This window comes from Anaerobacillus sp. (assembly GCF_046314235.1).
Lineage (GTDB): Bacteria > Bacillota > Bacilli > Bacillales > Anaerobacillaceae > Anaerobacillus.
The window spans coordinates 73,061-89,848 of the sequence record NZ_JBKBWN010000009.1; the positions used below are offsets into that span (position 1 = coordinate 73,061).

Genomic DNA, 16,788 nt, shown 5'->3' on the forward strand with positions numbered 1-16,788 from the left:
ATTTTGAATTTTTCTTTTTATCCTCCTCCATTTAAACAAAATATAGGTAGGATAGTTCGTTTTATAATGACAAACAATATAGCGAAAGCATGTCTTTCATTTTCCATAAGGAGGTATACAAAATGCAACAACAAATGCAGCAAAACCAAAGCGGGCAACAAGGTATTATGTCGCAACCACCAACAATCGTGACAGGTAAAGACCAGTTTTATATTTCTGATATGTTAAGCTGGAATTTATTGGCGATGAAAAAAGCACACTTTTTTGCGCAGCAATGTATGGACCCAGAAATCAAAACGGCACTTGAGCAATGTGGCCAAATGCACCAACGTCATTACGAAAAAATTATTAGCCACTTACAAAATCCAAACCAGCCTTCGCAAAGCCAATTGCAATAAGGGGGAAGAAAACAATGAGCAACCAAAATATGAAAATTGAAAACCCAAAAACACAAACACCAGAAACACCACAAATGAGTGATCGTGATTTCATTAATGATTGCCTTGCAACAGAAAAGTATATGACTAGCTCTTATAGCGTTGCTATGAACGAAGCAAGCCATGATAGCTTATACCAAGATTTAAATCAAATTTTTAACGAAACACAGGATTGCCAACGTCAGTTATTCAATTTAATGTTTAAAAAAGGTTGGTATTCGTTTGAAGCTGCCCAGCAGGAAAAACTTACTCAAGCTTACCAACAGTTCTCTGGGTATTCAAATCAATTCCCATACCAAAATAACACACTTTCTTAAAATGAAAAGGACTTGCATCGACGCAAGTCCTTTTCTATTACGGATAAAAGAACGCACATAGACCCCGGATCCATAAATCCATTATAGCTTTACAGTTTTTTTATCGAAGATACTGTAACAGCAAATTTTGTTCGACAATTTAGAAAAGATATATAATTTTTTGTAAAATTTTGTTCAATTCCCTTTTTTTACTGTTATAATAGTAAAGGTGTTAAGAAAAGTGCAGAGCGCCTGCCTAGGGGCGACAAGCAGGGAAACGATTTAAAAGGGAGCGTCAGATAGATGAAGGATAGTACTATATATGCCTCAATGATTTTAAGCATTTTATCCTCCAGTAAAGACAAAAATTCAGCCCTTAAAGCTGTTCAGCAAAACTTTGATTTTCAAGGTACGTTACGAATGGAAATTGAAGCTCTTTTTGATGACTTTCAAAACAGTGAGTCACAGTTAATTAGTGGTTTCTTACATCTAATTGAGAAGTTTCATAAAAATGAATATCCTTACATTGCAAACATCACCTTAAAACCAACTAGAGGCACAAAATATCATTCTTCATAACGCATTTATTACATAATTTATAAACGATACTTTACCAAAACGGTAAGGTATTTTTTTATGGCCAAACACGCTTGATTTTATATTTCACATAATATGGGCCAATCAAATAATTTTCAGATAATCGCCATAGCGATTGCGGATAAAAACCTAATAAAAATAGCATATTAACTATATGGAAAAGGACATAATTATTTTTGGCATCGTTGTTGGACTTTGGATTATTCAATTTATCTTATTTAAGGATCAACTTAGGAAGGAGGACCGTACTAATAGAGATGGGAGCCTTGTTTTATTACAAGCAAGCTTCCTACTATGTGTCATTGTTAGCATCACTTTTTCAAGGTTTTATACTGGCGAGGAAAGCCTATTATTAAGAACGATTAGTATTGTTTTACTAATTATGGGGATTTTTATTCGTTATTGGGCTTACTATGTCATGCGACATTACTTTACGAGAACTATACATCAACATAAGGATCGACCACTGCTTAGTTATGGTCCTTATCGTTTTGCTAGACACCCATTTCATGTCGGACTCTTCCTAATTACATTAGGATTATGTTTGTTTATATGTGGGCATATCATTGCACTACTAATTGTTTTCCCTGTGTTTGGAAGTATACTGCATTATCGAATGTCATTAGAAGAACAAATACTATCCGAAAAATACGGAGAAATTTATCAAAGTTGGTGTCGCCACCGCTTCCGCTTGTTTCCGTTTTTGTATTAAACATGAAGGTGCCAGGCACCAATGAAATGATTTCATTGGTGCCTGGCACCTTATTTTCCTCCCTTTACAGGAGGTTTTTTATTTTCAACCATAGGCCGTCCATTTTCCTGAGAGCGAATAGTACCTCGATGTTCTTTTACTGGATTTCCACCTTTATTTACGTACGGATGAACATTAACTGATGTTTCCTGTTTATTTCCCTTACCTTGATTGCCTTTTCCGCCATTATTCCGATTCTGTTTTTCTGCATGAGCGGGCTTCTTATCGTTGTTGCTAGCCCCACCTTTATTGTTTTGATTTGGCTTGGCATTAGAAGGTAAGTCACCTTTACGACCTTTTTCCTTGGTCTCTGGTTTTTTTTGTTCACCTTTATTATTCTTTTCTTGCGATTTTTGATTGTTATCTTTATTATTGCTTCCCTGTGACTCTCGCTTGTTGATGTCACCTTTGCCATTATTCTCACGAGGGGCTTTCGGTTTCTTGTCTTCATCTTTCATTTTTCTTAATTCTGAGACTGTTTTCCCTTTTGCTTCTGCTACATTTTCAATTAAACCTTCGTTTTTAAGCTCTTTTAAATAGTTTAACTTGTTAATCGAAACGTGCAACGTTTTGGCTTCGTCATATGTTTCAATATTAGTTTGCGAAATCTTCACTTCAATATCTAGTTCCGTACTAGATATTAACGCATGCTCAATTTCTGCGATGTGATCCTGATTTTCTTCTTTTAGTGAGATCACTGCAGTTTCTACAAATCCACTTCCATCTATAAGATAACCCTCATCAAAGGAATAATCGATAATCTTCTCTAATGCTTCGTTGAAAGTCAAACCAGTACTGTTAATAGAAGAAAGTAGTTCTTCCCCCTCTTCGTTGTAACTAACCGTTTTGACAACTTTCATCTGCTCATTTAAGTGGAGTTCAATACTAGGGTTAATGTCAATTGCTACTACATATAAATAATTATCTTCTTGGAACGGGAAAAAGAGATAAGCGACGATAGCTAAAAACATGACTGCCGCCATTGACATATATTTAAACCACGAAATAGATTTTTCCACATGAATATATCGTTCTCCCATAAGTGGTGGTGCTGCTTGAGAGGATCTTTCTACATTCTTAAACGTTCCATTTGGGCAAAGCAATACAATCACATCTTCAGTTACCTTAACGACTATTCCTTCCGTGCTCTTCCTGCTCATCAACTGCCACCTCCTTGAATAAATCCACGTAAATGCGTCCATTGTGGGTTTAGCTTTAGCAATACTAACGTGATCAAATATTTACGATGACGCTCAATTGTTTTTACATTATAATCAGTTTTCTTTACGAAGCTCGTTGTAGGGAATTTTTTTTTATGAAGAAGCTGATCGATAAAATCCTCATCTTCAATGAATACATCAGCAATCTCAAATAAGCGTTCACGCGTGTCTTTATGTTTTGGAGAAAACTTTTCAAGGTCTTCAAATTTGATCTGGAAACGACTTAACGCCTCACTTAACTCTAATATTTCTTCTACTAGACTATTGGCTTGCAATTCCTTTTCGTAATTCTTCAAAGAATGCTCTACTTCATATTGAGACTGGAAATTTTCTTCATCATGTTCATTAAATGTATAGTGCTTCTCATGCTGCTCTTTTCTAAAAAAATCAATGAGATCTCTTTTAATTAATAAATAAACATAATTGACAAAGCTTCGTCCTTTCGAAGCATCATACGTATCGATCGCTTTATTTAATGCAATTAAACCAATACTAGATTCCTCTTCACTCCAGCTGACATATTTTTTACAAATATGACCAACAGCATTGAGTACGTAGGGCTTATAATGACGAATTAATCGTTCACGGACAAGTTCATCGCCACTTTGGGCATTAGTAGTCGCTTCAATTACATTAACACTTTCCATTCCCCACGCCTCCTTTACCGATATTACATCATTCTCTACTATGATTTGATAAAGGAATAATTTCAAGCTTTTTTTACATTTACAGGATATTACCAAAAGATGAAGAGACTTCCTCACCTTTATACTTAAGCAAGCTTATTTTTAAAGTCACCTTAAGTAAATGAATTTCATATTTACCAAAAATGAGCCATATCAAACTATATGTAGTTGCGAGTGACTTTACGCAACTACATATAGTATCTAAATGGCGATAATATAAAATTGAAATTCATTAAAGTAAATAATCATTTGAGTTAGTCTCTTCTATGTTAAATTAAGGTCTTCCACCTTGTTTCCCTTTATCGTTACCGTTACCTCTTTGGTTCTTTTCCGAAGAAGCTTTTTCTGATTTAGTGTCGGACTTTGCTTCAGCTTTCCCTTCTTTTTTCTCAGCCTTTGTAGAAGTTCTTTCTGCCTTATTAGTAGCCTTTTCTTGTGCTTTTTCTGCTTTTTGCTCAGCCTTTGCAGAAGCTCTTTCTACTTTTTGTGTAGTCTTTGCCTGGGCTTTTTCTACCTTAGCTTCAGCTTTTTGATTTTTTCGCTCCGCTTTATTGAACTCTTTTTCCACTTTTTCGATTTGCTCTTCGTTTTCTTGAACTGGTTCTTCTAATTCAATCTCTTCAACTTCTTCGTTCAGTTCTTCTTCAGCATCCTCTAGGCTTGCACGCAGACGAGCTTCAGCAGCTTTTTGCATAGCTCTTTCTTGATTTGCTAGCGCTTTTCTAATCCCTGCTTTCGCTTGCTCTGGAAGATCTTCTCGTTCTAATAACGCTAATAGATTTTGGCCTCTTTTTGAGCGAATTTCTGTGATTACTTCCTCTAGTTCATCAAGTTCCTCACCTGCTTCTGCAGCTTCTTCAAGAACTTTTTCCGTTTCCTCTAAATGAAGATTATAGTCCTCTAGTAATTCTTCTACAGCTTCCTCATTACCAGCCTCAATAGCATTCTCTAGTTCGATTTCAATTAATTCGATTAATTCGTCTTGTATAATTGCACTATCAACGATATCCTCTGTTAACTCGGCCTCAGTCTCTTTCATATCGCGGGTAAGTTCACTTAGATCTGAGTCAAGCTCATTTACGTCTAAATCTTCACTAACCTCTTCTTCAAAAACTGCATTTTCTTCGTCAACTGAAATTTCATCCACTGTTGGAATTTCTGTTTCTACCTCTTTTTCAGCAAAAGTAACCCCACCCATTGTTAAACCACTTACTAAAATTGCAGTTGATACAACTTTCTTCATCATCTTCATCTCTCCCTAATCCCATTTAGTATAATTTGATGCTCTCTCGGAATGCCTCAATCTTTGCTTTGTTCTCCTCGTACAACTCGTTTGGCGTCATGATCGTCACAATTACATGGCGATTTGACTGTTCTTCGATCCAAACCCCTGTATAAATACTTTCCTGTCGCTCTGATTGCCACGAGATAAAATTTAACCCTTCACCGGTAACCGTTACATTGCCTGCCGCTTTTTGAAGTTCTTTTTTAATTTCTGAAACGGTTTTGCCTTTTGGGATAACTGAAATCATAGCTACTAATTTTTCATTTTTTACCTTAATACCTTTAGCAGTTACTTTCTCAATGACCCAACCATCTGCTGCCTTAATGCGTATTCCTTGATCTGGATTGTCGTAAAAGTCAGAATCAGTTCCTAACCTTTTGTCTTCAGTTACCCCTTCGGCAGCTTTACCACAGCCGACTAGTAAAAGAAAAGAAATCATTAGAAAAATATGTACTGCCTTTTGACTCATAAAAGTCACCTCTTATTCACTTTTTATCAACTGGCAACTGGCTGACATAGGCTAACCCTTAGTCCCTTTAGCTTTGCGTCACCACCTTTCAATGGCTTTGCCTTTGACTTGTTTTCCGTCCTTGCTTATCTATACGGTTAGCTTTTAATTTTTAGGGGGGGAAATAATATTATTTTAAAATTAATTAAACGTTTGATTAAACTAGTTTACTTTGCTGCAGTTTAGCGTTTCTTAAAAAAATAAAAAAACCACAAAAAGCAAAATTGCCATTGTGGTTTCTTCTCGATACTCATCCTTACGCTTTCTTTCTTTTTACATAAAATGTAATAGCTCCCGCTACTAAAACCGCCAAGACTACAAACAACCAGTTCATCAAGTTATTATTTTCTGGAGCTTCTGGCGTTGGTGCAGCCGCACCATCCTCTGAAGCTACTTTCACTACGATTGTCGTTAATGGCTCAATTGTAATTTGCTCACTTGAAAGCTCGAAACCAGTTGGATTTGCTACTGGCGTTACTCCTGCTTCATCTTTATCTACGATGACAATCCCGCTAGTTAAATCCAAATCTAACGATAAGACTCTTGCCTCAGTATCAGCATTCACAAATACATAATAGGCATCACCATTTGTCGCTTCGTTACGATAACCGATGACTAAATCCTGAGCTTGGATCTCAGGAGCATTAATTAATGTAACATTAGTATCAATTAATTCTTTGCTGCCAAGTCGGAACGCATCTGTTGATTTTCTCAGTTCAATAAGTCCTGTTGTGTAGTCTCTCGTAAGATTATGAATTGGATATTCCTCTTTATTTGTCGCTTTGTTCCAATCAAACATATTAATGATATCTGACGAGTCGTATGAATCGTGAATGAAATATGGATACGTAAACGGTACGCCATTTTCATCTTCCATATACGTAGACTTATAAGGTGCTTCAGTTGTTTCTGCTCTAAACTGTTTTGTACGACCAAACTCTTGCCCTGCATGGATAAATGCTTTACCTTGCGCCGTTAACACCATTGCATTTCCAATTCGAATTCGTTCGTGAATTTCTTGTTCGTGGAATTCTGGGTCTTTCTTAATCGATTGCGCGATAACATCATGTAACGTTAAATTATCATGTGCTTCGATGTATGGAACAACATCACCAGGATGTGTCGCCACAAAATTATGCGGTTGTGCCTTAATGTTATCAAAGATTTGTTTGATATTTCGTGGTCCACCCGTGATAAATCTTGGCTCTCCTTCACTACCGAATCCAGACTTTAATTCATTTCTAAATTCATCAGAGAAACTACCAACACTTTCGGTGTATTGCATCCAATCTTGGTCAGCTGGCATAATATCTCTTTCACCTTCATCACCAACAAACGTTCTCCAGCCTTCACCGATCATAATAATGTTTGGATTTAGTTCCTTTGCTTTGTCATAAGCTTCCTGAATACTTTCTGCATCGTGATCACCCATCATATCAAAGCGGAACCCGTCAACCTTAAACTCATTCACCCAATAGGTTATTGAATCAACTAGTACTCTTCGTGCCATTTTATGAGTCGTCCCTAGACGCCCACCACCAAAGCTCGTTCTTGGCGTACCATCTGCATCCATGAAATGATAATAATTTGGAACTAAATCTTCAAAAATATTGACTCTAGCAGTGTGGTTATAAACAACATCGAGAACAACGCCCATACCACGCTTATGAATTTCATTGACTAACGTTTTAAATTCCTTGATTCTCAATTCTGGATCGTCTGGATTTTCAGAGTACATTCCAGAAAGCGAAAAATAACTATGTGGGTCGTAACCCCAGTTGTAGTTCGTCCCTGTTGAAATGTAGTCTAAAATTCTTTCAGAGCTAGCCCACTCATCTCCCCAGAAGTAGCTCATGACTGGTAAAAGCTGAACATGTGTTACACCTAAATCAGCAATATAATCTAATTTATCGGTAAACGCTGCAAATGTCCCAAACTGAGCAGAAAGTTCAGCTTCAATGCTCGGATCTGAGGTAAAATCACGTACGTGAATTTCATAGATAATCGCATCTTCTCTTTTTTCAAATCCAACAATTTTTGCAAAGTCTAACTCAGGACCAATTGTTGCTGGATCTACAATTGCCGCTTTACCAATCGGGTATTCACCGAAGTTATTCCATGTAGCCATTGATTTTGCATATGGATCAAGAGCTAGCTTCTTTTCACCACCGTGTTCGATTTCGTAGTGATAGTAATACCCTCTAACATTTCTGACACCAGTTGTCGCTTCGTTAAGAGTAACCTCCCATACACCACGATCACCTTTTTTCATTTCGATATCATCTTTGACAATCGTAAACTGATCATTTTTATCGTACAAAATCACATTAATACTCTCGGCCATTGGTGACCATAACTTTAATGTTGCCGTGCCATCAGCATGTAGCGTTGCACCTAGCTCACCATCGTACCCGTAAAGCTCGTCAATTAATCTCCAGCCAGAATTAGCTGTGATCGTTTTCCCTTCAAATGTCACTTTGAACGGCAGTTTTTCTAGATCAAATTCGCCATTAATTTCAACCGTACTATCATTAATAATACTTACACTCGCAATCGAGACTTCCTCATCATCCTTGTTAACAACCGTCAAATCCTCTTGCAATTGTCCCTCATCTAGTTCACTCGTGCTTGTAAATTTAACCGTTATTTTTTGATCAGAGATTAATTCTCCTGATAAAAGACCGATCGGTGACTGCCAATCTGGCGTTACATACACTTTTTCGTCCCCTTCTCGAATCCACAACTGCTTAAATTCGTCTACCATTGTAAAAGACATGTCTCCAGTTTGTTGTCCATCATTGCGATTTACAACAAGGAAGCCAATTTTCTGTGCACCTTCTTTTAATTGAATATCGACATAAGCGCCATGGCTACCTTCAGTGAAAGGTACGGCTCCAGTCGGCCAATTTTCTGAAGGATTAGCTACATCATCCCAAATCCAAAGACCCCACTCATCATAGGAAGCGTCTCCTCTTACGTAATGAATGCGAACTGTATTTTCAGCAAGAATATTTCCATTAGCACCTAATGGGAATACCTCATCTGAGCCTTGCTTAATTCCTATCTCATTCATATCAGGTGATAAAATTGTATAAGACTTATCACCACCATCTTTTTCCCCGGATTCACGGTCTACTACTAAAAAGCCAATTTTGTTTGCTCCAGCAGCTAGTGGGACATCAACATAAGCCCCAAATCGATCTTTCTGACCAACTTGAAATGGCATTGCATCTGTCGGCCAACTTGACGACGGTTCTGCAACATCATCCCAAATCCATAAACCTAAGTTTTCAAAGTCATTATCTGTTCGTTCATAATATATTCGTACTGAGTTTGCCGGAATGGCGCTCGTGACCTCTTCTGCATTTCCCGTAGGGTAGAAAGAAAAATTCCCTAAAGAAAAAAACATTAAAAATAACATTAAAAATACTACTAACCTATTCATGCTCTTTTTCATCTTGTTGAAACACTCCTTTTAGATGGTGTAAACGCTTGCACTTTCATTGTAAAAAAAAGAAATAATTCCATATGGTTATAGATATAAATTTGTGCAATCGTTTCCATTCTTAAAATTATATAATGTTTTCAACAAACTAGCAATCCTTTTATAACATAGAAGGGCTAGATGTGCCCGTCAGGAAAACCGACCGAACATAAAGGGCACATGGCAAGGTTCCATGTGCCCACTCTAACTCTATTGACACCTCGTCGATTGTAATTAATGCAATCTTTTACTTCCTAAATATCTGCTGCTCCAATAGCTATTTGATAGACTACTAATTGTCACTCCTGTAGATGATCCACTATGAATAAATTGGTTATTGCCAATAAATATACCGGCATGAGATGGTCCAGGCATATATGTCTCAAAAAAGACAACATCACCAACTTTTAACTCAGTTACGTTTGTACCTACATTCCACATTTGTGCAATTGTTCTTGGTAGTGAAATCGAACTTTTTTGAAAAATGTACTGAATAAACCCACTGCAATCAAAGCCTGCTGATGTAGTACCGCCCCATAGGTATGGGGTGCCTAGCATTTGTGAAGCGTCTGCTACAAGATTAATAACGTTAAATTGACTGTTTAATTCAGATGGCAAGACAATAGCATCTAGTAAGTTTTTCGTTGAGGCTTCGACTATTTTTTGTATTGTCGCCGTCGTAACAAGCCCATCTGCAATAAGCTTTTGATCGGTTTGAAACTTCTTTACAGCTGTTTCTGTAATCGGGCCAAAATAACCTGTCACATTATGATTAAAGTAACCTAGTGCTTTTAGTTGATGTTGCAAGTCTCGAACCGAATCATTTGACACGCCAACTTTCAGTAAAAAAGCGCTCGTATTTTGGCTAGGTTGAGGTTGTGTGGCTGGGGTCTCCTTTAACTTGCGCACATGTTCTCTCAATGCTTGCACAGTACTCGCATCAGCTTGTCCGGTAACTTTAATGTTTACTAGTCTCTGAAAATCTCTGACTCCTGTTGCCGTAATTTCGCCGAAGTATCCAGTAATCGTATGATGCTTAAAAAGGCTTGCTTCTTTTAATAACGTTTGCAGCTCTGAAACACTTTGACCGCTAGAACCAATTTTCAACGTCTTTGAAACTGTTGCACTCCTACTTGGCTCCTGCTGAGTATTGGTCATTTTTTCAATCGCTTGCAATGTTCCTTGATCAGCCACTCCAGTTACTTTCAGCCCATTTCTAGTCTGAACTTGTTTGACCGCCGTTTCTGTTATTGATCCAAAATAGCCTGTTGACTTATGTTGAAAAACACCAATTGCCCTTAGGCTATCTTGCAAACTTGTAACAGCTTGTCCCCTAGAGCCAACTTTCAAGGTTTGACTACTCGTTGATTGACTAGTAGCTTTTGAAGTTTGATTAGTTGCTTTTGAGGTTAATAAATCTAGTGTCTTTTGATCTGCAGTTCCAGTTTTCGGTAGATTATTCGCCTGTTGAAATTGTTCAACAGCCGTTTTGGTAATCTCTCCATAAAAACCTGTTGATGTATGATACGTGAAAAAACCCTTTTGTTTCAACACATCTTGAAGTTCTTTGACATCCTGATGCCTCATATTAGGCTTTAATGGTTGATCTCCAAGTGCCGCTTCAACTCCATGGGGCGATAACATAAACAAACTTATTCCGGTAGCAATTGATGCAGTTACGGTAGCAGTTTTTATTCCATTTGGTTTTTGATTCATTTTCTTACCACCTTTAGCATATACTACTACCATTTTACAATATGTGACATGATTTCTACTATATAAATTATAATATTTTCTTATCTATTTCTTTGTAGAGTAAGATTACTATAGCTTCTCAAAAATAGAGTTTCATATTATCCTAGGTTAAAAAACGATAAACGAAGCTGAGCAAAAAATGTCCTTATTTTTCTAAAAATATGTTCTACCTCTTCCTCATATTATGTATTAAACTAAAGTGAGATCATTATAGGAGGCATCTAGTGTGATTAAAAATCTTATCAACTGTTTCGCCTTTTTCTTCGCCTACTTTTTCTTGGCTACTGGAATTAGTTATGGAGAAAAGCTAGAAACGGAAACCATCTATGCCAAGTCAAATTCCTTTTCGATTGAAATAAATAACGAAGAAAAGGTGTCCCAAAAATCAATGCTCAGTTTTGAGGGGAAAAGCTATTTTCCACTTATGGAAATTGTTCATTCTTTTCAAGGTAACGTAATTACAAGCGGTGATCAACTTTCAATAACGACACCTCCTATGCTCCGTAAACAAAGTCTTTACGGACTTGATAAGCTATTTATAAATGAAATAAAATTACCACCGCTCACGTTTTGGGAAGAAGTCGAAGCTAAAGCAGCTATTATTGTTGATACAACAACAGGTAGTGTTATGTTTTCAAAGAATAGTAGCGAGCGTCTTTACCCTGCTAGCACAACAAAAATCATGACTGCTTTACTTGCCTTAGAACTGGGAGATCTAAACGAAGACGTGACCGTCTCAAGTGAGATTGAAAATATTCCTTACGACAGTTCCAAAGCTCACATCCGCCCAGGAGATAGGCTTACTCTTGAACAACTTTTATACGCATTAATGCTTCCGTCTGGAAATGATGCGGCCGTTGCCATAGCAGTTCATATAGCCGGGTCCGAAGAAGCTTTTGTTGAGTTAATGAATCAAAAAGCCATTGAATTAGGAGCAACTAACACACAATTTACGAATCCTCATGGCTACCATGATCCTGATCAATATACAACCGCAGAAGATTTGGCCAAAATAGGTTACGCAGCTACAAAAATAAACGGATTTACCCCACTCATTAGTACCGCTAGATATAGGGCTACCTTCACTCGTGAAGATGGCGAGGAATCGATAAGAAACTGGAAATCAACCAATCAACATCTTCAACCAAATAGTCCGTTATACACGCCAGAGATTACTGGTGGGAAAACAGGATTTACAACTCCAGCCAGATATACGTTAGTAAGCTTTGCCAATAAAGATGGCTATGATTATATTTCGGTAATTTTATATGGGCAACCTAACGAACGCTATTTAGATGCCGGAAAGTTGTTTGAGCGAGCTTTTGCAGAAAGGGAGAAATATAACAAAAAGTATCTCGATAAACTTTTAATTTTTCCAAGCACTCTCAAAATAACAATTGGTAATGAACAACTAAGTACCGAAAATTCGTTAATAGAATTTAATAACGATTTATATATAACAGAAGACGTTGTCCGACAAATTTTTGAACAAATTAATCGAGCAACAGTGCACGCAAAAGCTTCTAGTGACATTGGTTTACCAATGATCAAAGATTTGCAATTTCATCGCGCGAGAATGTTCATCCCAATTCACTTTTTATATGGTTGGTTTACTTTCAAACAGGAAATTGATGTGCTTGAAACTGAAACAGTGTCAATTATTTCAAAGTGAGTTTTTTTAAAAATAGAGATAGATCTATTAGCATATGTAGAAAGCGATTTTTAATATCTGGAACTGACGCTCAAAAGAACAAAAGCAAGATGCTCTTGTTCTTTTTTCTAATTTAAGTGTTCTAAGTAAGATATCGTTTCTTGATCAGAATTGCTCGGCATTAAAAAGCGCTGTTTATATTTTTCTGGACCTTTTCCTGTTATGATCACCGTATCGCTAAATTTAGTCGTTTCCCACGCATATTTGATGGCTTCTGTTCGATCTAGGATCACTTTCGTTTTACCTTGACCGACTTTTGAGATGATACTATTCATTTCCTTTATCATCTCTTCTAATTCTTCGCCATTTAAATCATCTAAGGTAAGGATGACTTCATCACTAAATTGTGCTGATGTCTCTACCATTGTTGCTCTTTTTTGGCGATCACGTTTTCCACGAAACCCAAAAATATGAACAAGCCTTCCTTTTGTCATATGTCTTGACGTTGTTAAACTATGTGCGATTGCATCGGGGCTATGAGCATAATCGACAATAAACTTTGCTCTCCTTGGAAAAGAAAATTGTTCGAACCGTCCAGGCACTCCAGTAAAAGTTCTCAATGCTTCGACAATTTCAGGCGTTTCTAAACCAATTCTTCTACATACTAAGTAGGCTTGCATTGTATTCCAGATATTATGTATACCTGGAAGTGGTGCATTTAGTTCAATTTTTCGAAAGCCTTCCCTTATTTGAAAACTGGTTCTTTTAGAACTATCAACTGAAAGTAAGTGGAGGTCATCTTCGTCTCTTTCACCAAAAGTTGAAACAATTTTTCTCTGTGCTCGCAATTGTTTTTTTAACTTAAGCCCCCACGGTGTATAACTACCTATGATCGCTTCACCATCATTTTTTAGTTTATTAAAAAGTTGTGCTTTAGCTTGAAAGTAATTCTCAAAATTCCCATGATAATCTAAATGATCATGGCTCAAATTTGTAAATAACCCATAGTCGATTTTCGTGCCTTCTAGCCGATGCTGGACAATTCCATGTGAGGAAGCCTCCATGACAACATAACGATCATTACTTTCAGATAGTAACCTTTGCAACAAGTTTGCGTCAGGTGTTGTGTTTATGGCAGGAATTTTCTTGCCATTAATTGCGTGTTCAACAGTTCCAAATAATGAACAACTCTCACCTGCATACTCTAGAATATGTCTAATTAAATAAGCTGTCGTTGTTTTTCCATTTGTACCAGTTATTGCAATAATTGTATGCTTTGTTGACGGATACTCATATAAATTAGCAGCCAATAAACCAATCGCCAGACGAGTGTCGCTAACTTGGAAATATGGTACAGAAAGACCTCTTACATCCTTCTGTCCAACAACAGCTATTGCTCCACTTTTTATGGCATCCTCAATATACTTATGACCGTCAACAGCCGTCCCATCAATAGCAACAAATATATTTCCTTCCTCTATTAGTTTTGAATTTGATTGGATGCCAGTATAGCTCCATGAGTTTATTACTTTTAGTAGGTCGGTCAATGCAATTTGTGTCATATAGTAACTTCCTTCGGGAAAATATACAATTATCATCACCAAAAGATCGATCAAATAAACAACTAACGGTAAATTCAAGGAAGGAAACTTTCATCTTAAAAAAACTGAATAAAAAAAGAAGAAGGCAGCACAAGGCTACCTCTTCTCTATTGTCCTATTTCTATTATCTTAATTTATAGTAATAGGTTAAGCTGTTATATCTTCCATTTTTAATTAAGTTATTTTTATACTCTTTGACAAATGACCAGAATAACACTCTGGACATTGATACGGGATCTTTGTTTTTTTAGCATTCTTAATACTAGGAATGTCATCGCCAAGGAACGCCCTAGTTTGCTTATCCCACAAATCTACTTCACTTTTTTTCAGGCAACTTGGACATGTCGCATAAGACGCTTTTTTTAAAGTTTCTCTTTGAAGCAATAAACCTAAAAGCATTTCCCTAACTCCTTTACCTCAAATATCGTCGGTTGATGTCGGATTTTGCATATGATTAGTATACTACAACGATTAAATAAAAAAATAGGATAAAGGTATTAAAGTTTTTTAGTTTTTATTAAAACCCAATTACTATTTCTGAGAAGCACTACCTATTACACACCTAAAAAGTTATATCTAGTAAAAAGTCCATAGCGTCGGTTAGATCTCACTTTCTATTCGCCTCGAATCGTCCGAGGTGACTGTTACTTTGTTTTAAGGGTAACCTCTCTTTGTTGATTAATTTGTTATGTAGCTTTTTCAACTTCGACTTTTGCATTTTGAACGGTTTTCTGAAAGACACTTTCTATCTTTTTGACTAATAATGCTGAAGTAAATTTTGTTAAACTGCTGTGACTATCTACGTTAGCAGTGGCTCTGCGGGTGAATTTCGTTTTCCCATTCATATCCTCATAAATGTTAGCAATTTCATGCATGAATGGCTTCTCGGCTCGACAAACGACACGTTTGTTTTCCTCATATTCCACTACCTCAGCAATGGTCTCCATTTTTTTGCCTAACACTTGATTCGTAATTTGAATTACTGCGCCTCGTTCCTCGTATTTCCCCGAAAGTACTTCCACTGCAATCACACCGTGTTCCCACTTCGATCTGTTCCTCAAATCCTCGATAAAAGAAAAGACTTCATTAACTGGTTTATTAATAATAACGCTATACTCTACTACCTTCACTGGGATTTCCTCCTTCACTAATAACAAGAAGTGATTCCCTTATGATATATGTATGTCTCTTATTTTTCATGCCTAACGATTTTAGGAAGACCTATTCCGTAAGTTGCCACATGCAACAACGCTAAATCAGCTACTCTGTCAGGTACCTTTGTTTTTGTACACGTAGGGTGAACATTTTAGTCTTTTGTCCATATTAGGTGCCAGGCACCTAGTAAAATTGTTTGTAACTTTTTCCATTATTTGACGTCTATTGGATTAGATACTAACAATTCTCTAAGGAGGAGGCTCTGACCATTCTAGACATTGCTGAAGCTATTTTTTAAAAAATCGACGGATTTTAACCGTAACCATTACAGGCTATACAGAATACACATTAACTAGCAGCTTAGCAGCCGGGAGGTTTTATTATGAAGAGACTATTAATCTATTCGTTTATTTTATGCTTTTTCTTTTCTTTTTTAATTCCTGCATCAACATCCGCACAGGGAGGACAATTCATTATTATTAACAAAGCAAGTAACGAATTGGCCTATTATGAAAATAATCAGCTTAATCGGATATTTCAAGTAGCAACTGGAAAAAGCCCTACTTTAACACCCGAAGGAAACTTTAAGATTGTCAATAAGATCGTCAATAGGCCTTATTATAAAGATAATATTCCAGGAGGCGATCCAACGAATCCACTTGGACCTCGTTGGCTTGGCCTAAACGCACGAGGGACATGGGGAACTACTTATGCGATTCATGGCAATAGTAACTCTGCTTCGATCGGAAATTATGTGAGCAAAGGCTGTATTCGCATGCATAATGATGAAGTAATCTGGCTGTTTGATATTGTAGCAGAAAACACCCAGGTTATCATCACTACTTCGACAAGCTCCTTTGACGCGATTGCCAAAACTTATGGTAATGAGATTATTGAAACAACGATGGGTTCTGCACCAACAATAGGTAGACATACAGTTTTACAGCTTGGTAGCCATGGCGAACAAGTAATAGATTTACAAAACGCACTTGCCATTCTTGGATATAGCCCTGGTGATAGCGGCAGCTTTGATGAAGCTACTGAGCTGGCTGTTCTAACGTTCCAACATGAGCACGGCTTAACTGTAGACGGACTTGTCGGTGCTCAAACAATCAAAACGTTACGAAATCCTCCATCCAAATTAGTCAATACCACTACTCCACCACCAAAAAAGCAACCAAATCTACCACCATCTGAACAAGAAAATCTAACTATTCCTGAAACTATAATTAATGAAAAAACCGCACTAGAAATTCAAACTAACTTTAAAAGATTAGGTCATTACTTAGGAGAATATGATGCCATCTGGGGCTATTCAAGATTGTTGAAGTAGACCGACCTCATTATCCAGAACAAATAAAA

Annotated in this window: 15 protein-coding genes and 1 riboswitch; of the genes, 6 read left to right on the forward strand and 9 right to left on the reverse strand. The window is 36.9% G+C overall.

The genetic code is table 11. The features are described from left to right. Positions 1-122: 122 nt before the first annotated feature. From ACK4M9_RS13910 to ACK4M9_RS13925, 4 genes are all read left to right on the forward strand, one after another. A complete protein-coding gene (locus tag ACK4M9_RS13910; RefSeq protein WP_409851649.1) occupies positions 123-398 on the forward strand; it encodes a hypothetical protein in 276 nt (91 codons plus the stop codon). 14 nt (positions 399-412) lie between these two features. Beyond that, complete coding sequence (locus tag ACK4M9_RS13915) at positions 413-754, forward strand: spore coat protein (RefSeq protein ID WP_409851651.1); 342 nt, start codon at positions 413-415, stop codon at positions 752-754. A gap of 282 nt (positions 755-1,036) precedes the next feature. Next, positions 1,037-1,312: a hypothetical protein gene (locus ACK4M9_RS13920; protein WP_409851653.1), complete on the forward strand. Its 276-nt coding sequence runs from the start codon at positions 1,037-1,039 to the stop codon at positions 1,310-1,312. A 172-nt stretch (positions 1,313-1,484) separates the two neighbouring features. Beyond that, positions 1,485-2,042: a methyltransferase family protein gene (locus ACK4M9_RS13925; protein ID WP_409851656.1), complete on the forward strand. Its 558-nt coding sequence runs from the start codon at positions 1,485-1,487 to the stop codon at positions 2,040-2,042. Positions 2,043-2,092: 50 nt separating this feature from the next. On the opposite strand, the gene ACK4M9_RS13930 is transcribed toward ACK4M9_RS13925, so the two are convergent. The 6 genes from ACK4M9_RS13930 to ACK4M9_RS13955 all read right to left on the reverse strand — a co-directional run bounded on the left by ACK4M9_RS13930 (position 2,093) and on the right by ACK4M9_RS13955 (position 10,980). Beyond that, positions 2,093-3,241, reverse strand: coding sequence for an anti-sigma-I factor RsgI family protein (locus tag ACK4M9_RS13930; protein WP_409851659.1), 1,149 nt, complete (start codon positions 3,239-3,241; stop codon positions 2,093-2,095). Beyond that, entirely contained in the window at positions 3,241-3,948 is a 708-nt protein-coding gene (gene sigI, locus ACK4M9_RS13935) for an RNA polymerase sigma-I factor (protein WP_409851662.1), read from the reverse strand. The genes ACK4M9_RS13930 and sigI overlap by 1 nt, the downstream gene beginning before the upstream one ends. Before the next feature lie 313 nt (positions 3,949-4,261). Continuing rightward, complete coding sequence (locus ACK4M9_RS13940; protein ID WP_409851665.1) at positions 4,262-5,233, reverse strand: coiled-coil domain-containing protein; 972 nt, start codon at positions 5,231-5,233, stop codon at positions 4,262-4,264. Between the two features lie 22 nt (positions 5,234-5,255). After that, positions 5,256-5,741, reverse strand: coding sequence for a hypothetical protein (locus ACK4M9_RS13945; RefSeq protein ID WP_409851668.1), 486 nt, complete (start codon positions 5,739-5,741; stop codon positions 5,256-5,258). Positions 5,742-5,770: 29 nt separating this feature from the next. Continuing rightward, a riboswitch (cyclic di-GMP riboswitch) is annotated at positions 5,771-5,853 on the reverse strand. A 183-nt stretch (positions 5,854-6,036) separates the two neighbouring features. Continuing rightward, entirely contained in the window at positions 6,037-9,237 is a 3,201-nt protein-coding gene (locus ACK4M9_RS13950; RefSeq protein WP_409851671.1) for a pullulanase, read from the reverse strand. Positions 9,238-9,498: 261 nt separating this feature from the next. After that, positions 9,499-10,980: a C40 family peptidase gene (locus tag ACK4M9_RS13955; RefSeq protein ID WP_409851674.1), complete on the reverse strand. Its 1,482-nt coding sequence runs from the start codon at positions 10,978-10,980 to the stop codon at positions 9,499-9,501. A gap of 265 nt (positions 10,981-11,245) precedes the next feature. Here ACK4M9_RS13955 and ACK4M9_RS13960 point away from each other — a divergent pair, with 265 nt between their 5' ends. Further along, positions 11,246-12,691, forward strand: coding sequence for a D-alanyl-D-alanine carboxypeptidase family protein (locus tag ACK4M9_RS13960; protein WP_409851676.1), 1,446 nt, complete (start codon positions 11,246-11,248; stop codon positions 12,689-12,691). 107 nt (positions 12,692-12,798) lie between these two features. Here ACK4M9_RS13960 and ACK4M9_RS13965 read toward each other — a convergent pair whose 3' ends face one another. The 3 genes from ACK4M9_RS13965 to ACK4M9_RS13975 all read right to left on the reverse strand — a co-directional run bounded on the left by ACK4M9_RS13965 (position 12,799) and on the right by ACK4M9_RS13975 (position 15,401). Continuing rightward, positions 12,799-14,232 (reverse strand): UDP-N-acetylmuramoyl-L-alanyl-D-glutamate--2,6-diaminopimelate ligase, encoded by a 1,434-nt coding sequence (locus tag ACK4M9_RS13965; RefSeq protein ID WP_409851679.1) that lies wholly within the window; start codon positions 14,230-14,232, stop codon positions 12,799-12,801. Positions 14,233-14,445: 213 nt separating this feature from the next. Beyond that, positions 14,446-14,670, reverse strand: coding sequence for a hypothetical protein (locus ACK4M9_RS13970; protein ID WP_409851681.1), 225 nt, complete (start codon positions 14,668-14,670; stop codon positions 14,446-14,448). Between the two features lie 287 nt (positions 14,671-14,957). Then, positions 14,958-15,401: an SRPBCC family protein gene (locus ACK4M9_RS13975; RefSeq protein WP_409851683.1), complete on the reverse strand. Its 444-nt coding sequence runs from the start codon at positions 15,399-15,401 to the stop codon at positions 14,958-14,960. A 407-nt stretch (positions 15,402-15,808) separates the two neighbouring features. Here ACK4M9_RS13975 and ACK4M9_RS13980 point away from each other — a divergent pair, with 407 nt between their 5' ends. Further along, a complete protein-coding gene (locus tag ACK4M9_RS13980) occupies positions 15,809-16,759 on the forward strand; it encodes a L,D-transpeptidase family protein (protein ID WP_409851686.1) in 951 nt (316 codons plus the stop codon). The last annotated feature ends 29 nt before the right edge of the window (positions 16,760-16,788 follow it).

Excerpts from the sequence above, each read along its gene's own strand:
- ACK4M9_RS13910 (WP_409851649.1), top strand. The coding sequence starts at position 123 with ATGCAACAACAAATGCAGCAAAACCAAAGCGGGCAACAAGGTATTATG.
- ACK4M9_RS13915 (WP_409851651.1), top strand. The coding sequence starts at position 413 with ATGAGCAACCAAAATATGAAAATTGAAAACCCAAAAACACAAACACCA.
- ACK4M9_RS13920 (WP_409851653.1), top strand. The coding sequence starts at position 1,037 with ATGAAGGATAGTACTATATATGCCTCAATGATTTTAAGCATTTTATCC.
- ACK4M9_RS13925 (WP_409851656.1), top strand. The coding sequence starts at position 1,485 with ATGGAAAAGGACATAATTATTTTTGGCATCGTTGTTGGACTTTGGATT.
- ACK4M9_RS13930 (WP_409851659.1), bottom strand. The coding sequence starts at position 3,241 with ATGAGCAGGAAGAGCACGGAAGGAATAGTCGTTAAGGTAACTGAAGAT.
- sigI (WP_409851662.1), bottom strand. The coding sequence starts at position 3,948 with ATGGAAAGTGTTAATGTAATTGAAGCGACTACTAATGCCCAAAGTGGC.
- ACK4M9_RS13940 (WP_409851665.1), bottom strand. The coding sequence starts at position 5,233 with ATGATGAAGAAAGTTGTATCAACTGCAATTTTAGTAAGTGGTTTAACA.
- ACK4M9_RS13945 (WP_409851668.1), bottom strand. The coding sequence starts at position 5,741 with ATGAGTCAAAAGGCAGTACATATTTTTCTAATGATTTCTTTTCTTTTA.
- ACK4M9_RS13950 (WP_409851671.1), bottom strand. The coding sequence starts at position 9,237 with ATGAAAAAGAGCATGAATAGGTTAGTAGTATTTTTAATGTTATTTTTA.
- ACK4M9_RS13955 (WP_409851674.1), bottom strand. The coding sequence starts at position 10,980 with ATGAATCAAAAACCAAATGGAATAAAAACTGCTACCGTAACTGCATCA.
- ACK4M9_RS13965 (WP_409851679.1), bottom strand. The coding sequence starts at position 14,232 with ATGACACAAATTGCATTGACCGACCTACTAAAAGTAATAAACTCATGG.
- ACK4M9_RS13970 (WP_409851681.1), bottom strand. The coding sequence starts at position 14,670 with ATGCTTTTAGGTTTATTGCTTCAAAGAGAAACTTTAAAAAAAGCGTCT.
- ACK4M9_RS13980 (WP_409851686.1), top strand. The coding sequence starts at position 15,809 with ATGAAGAGACTATTAATCTATTCGTTTATTTTATGCTTTTTCTTTTCT.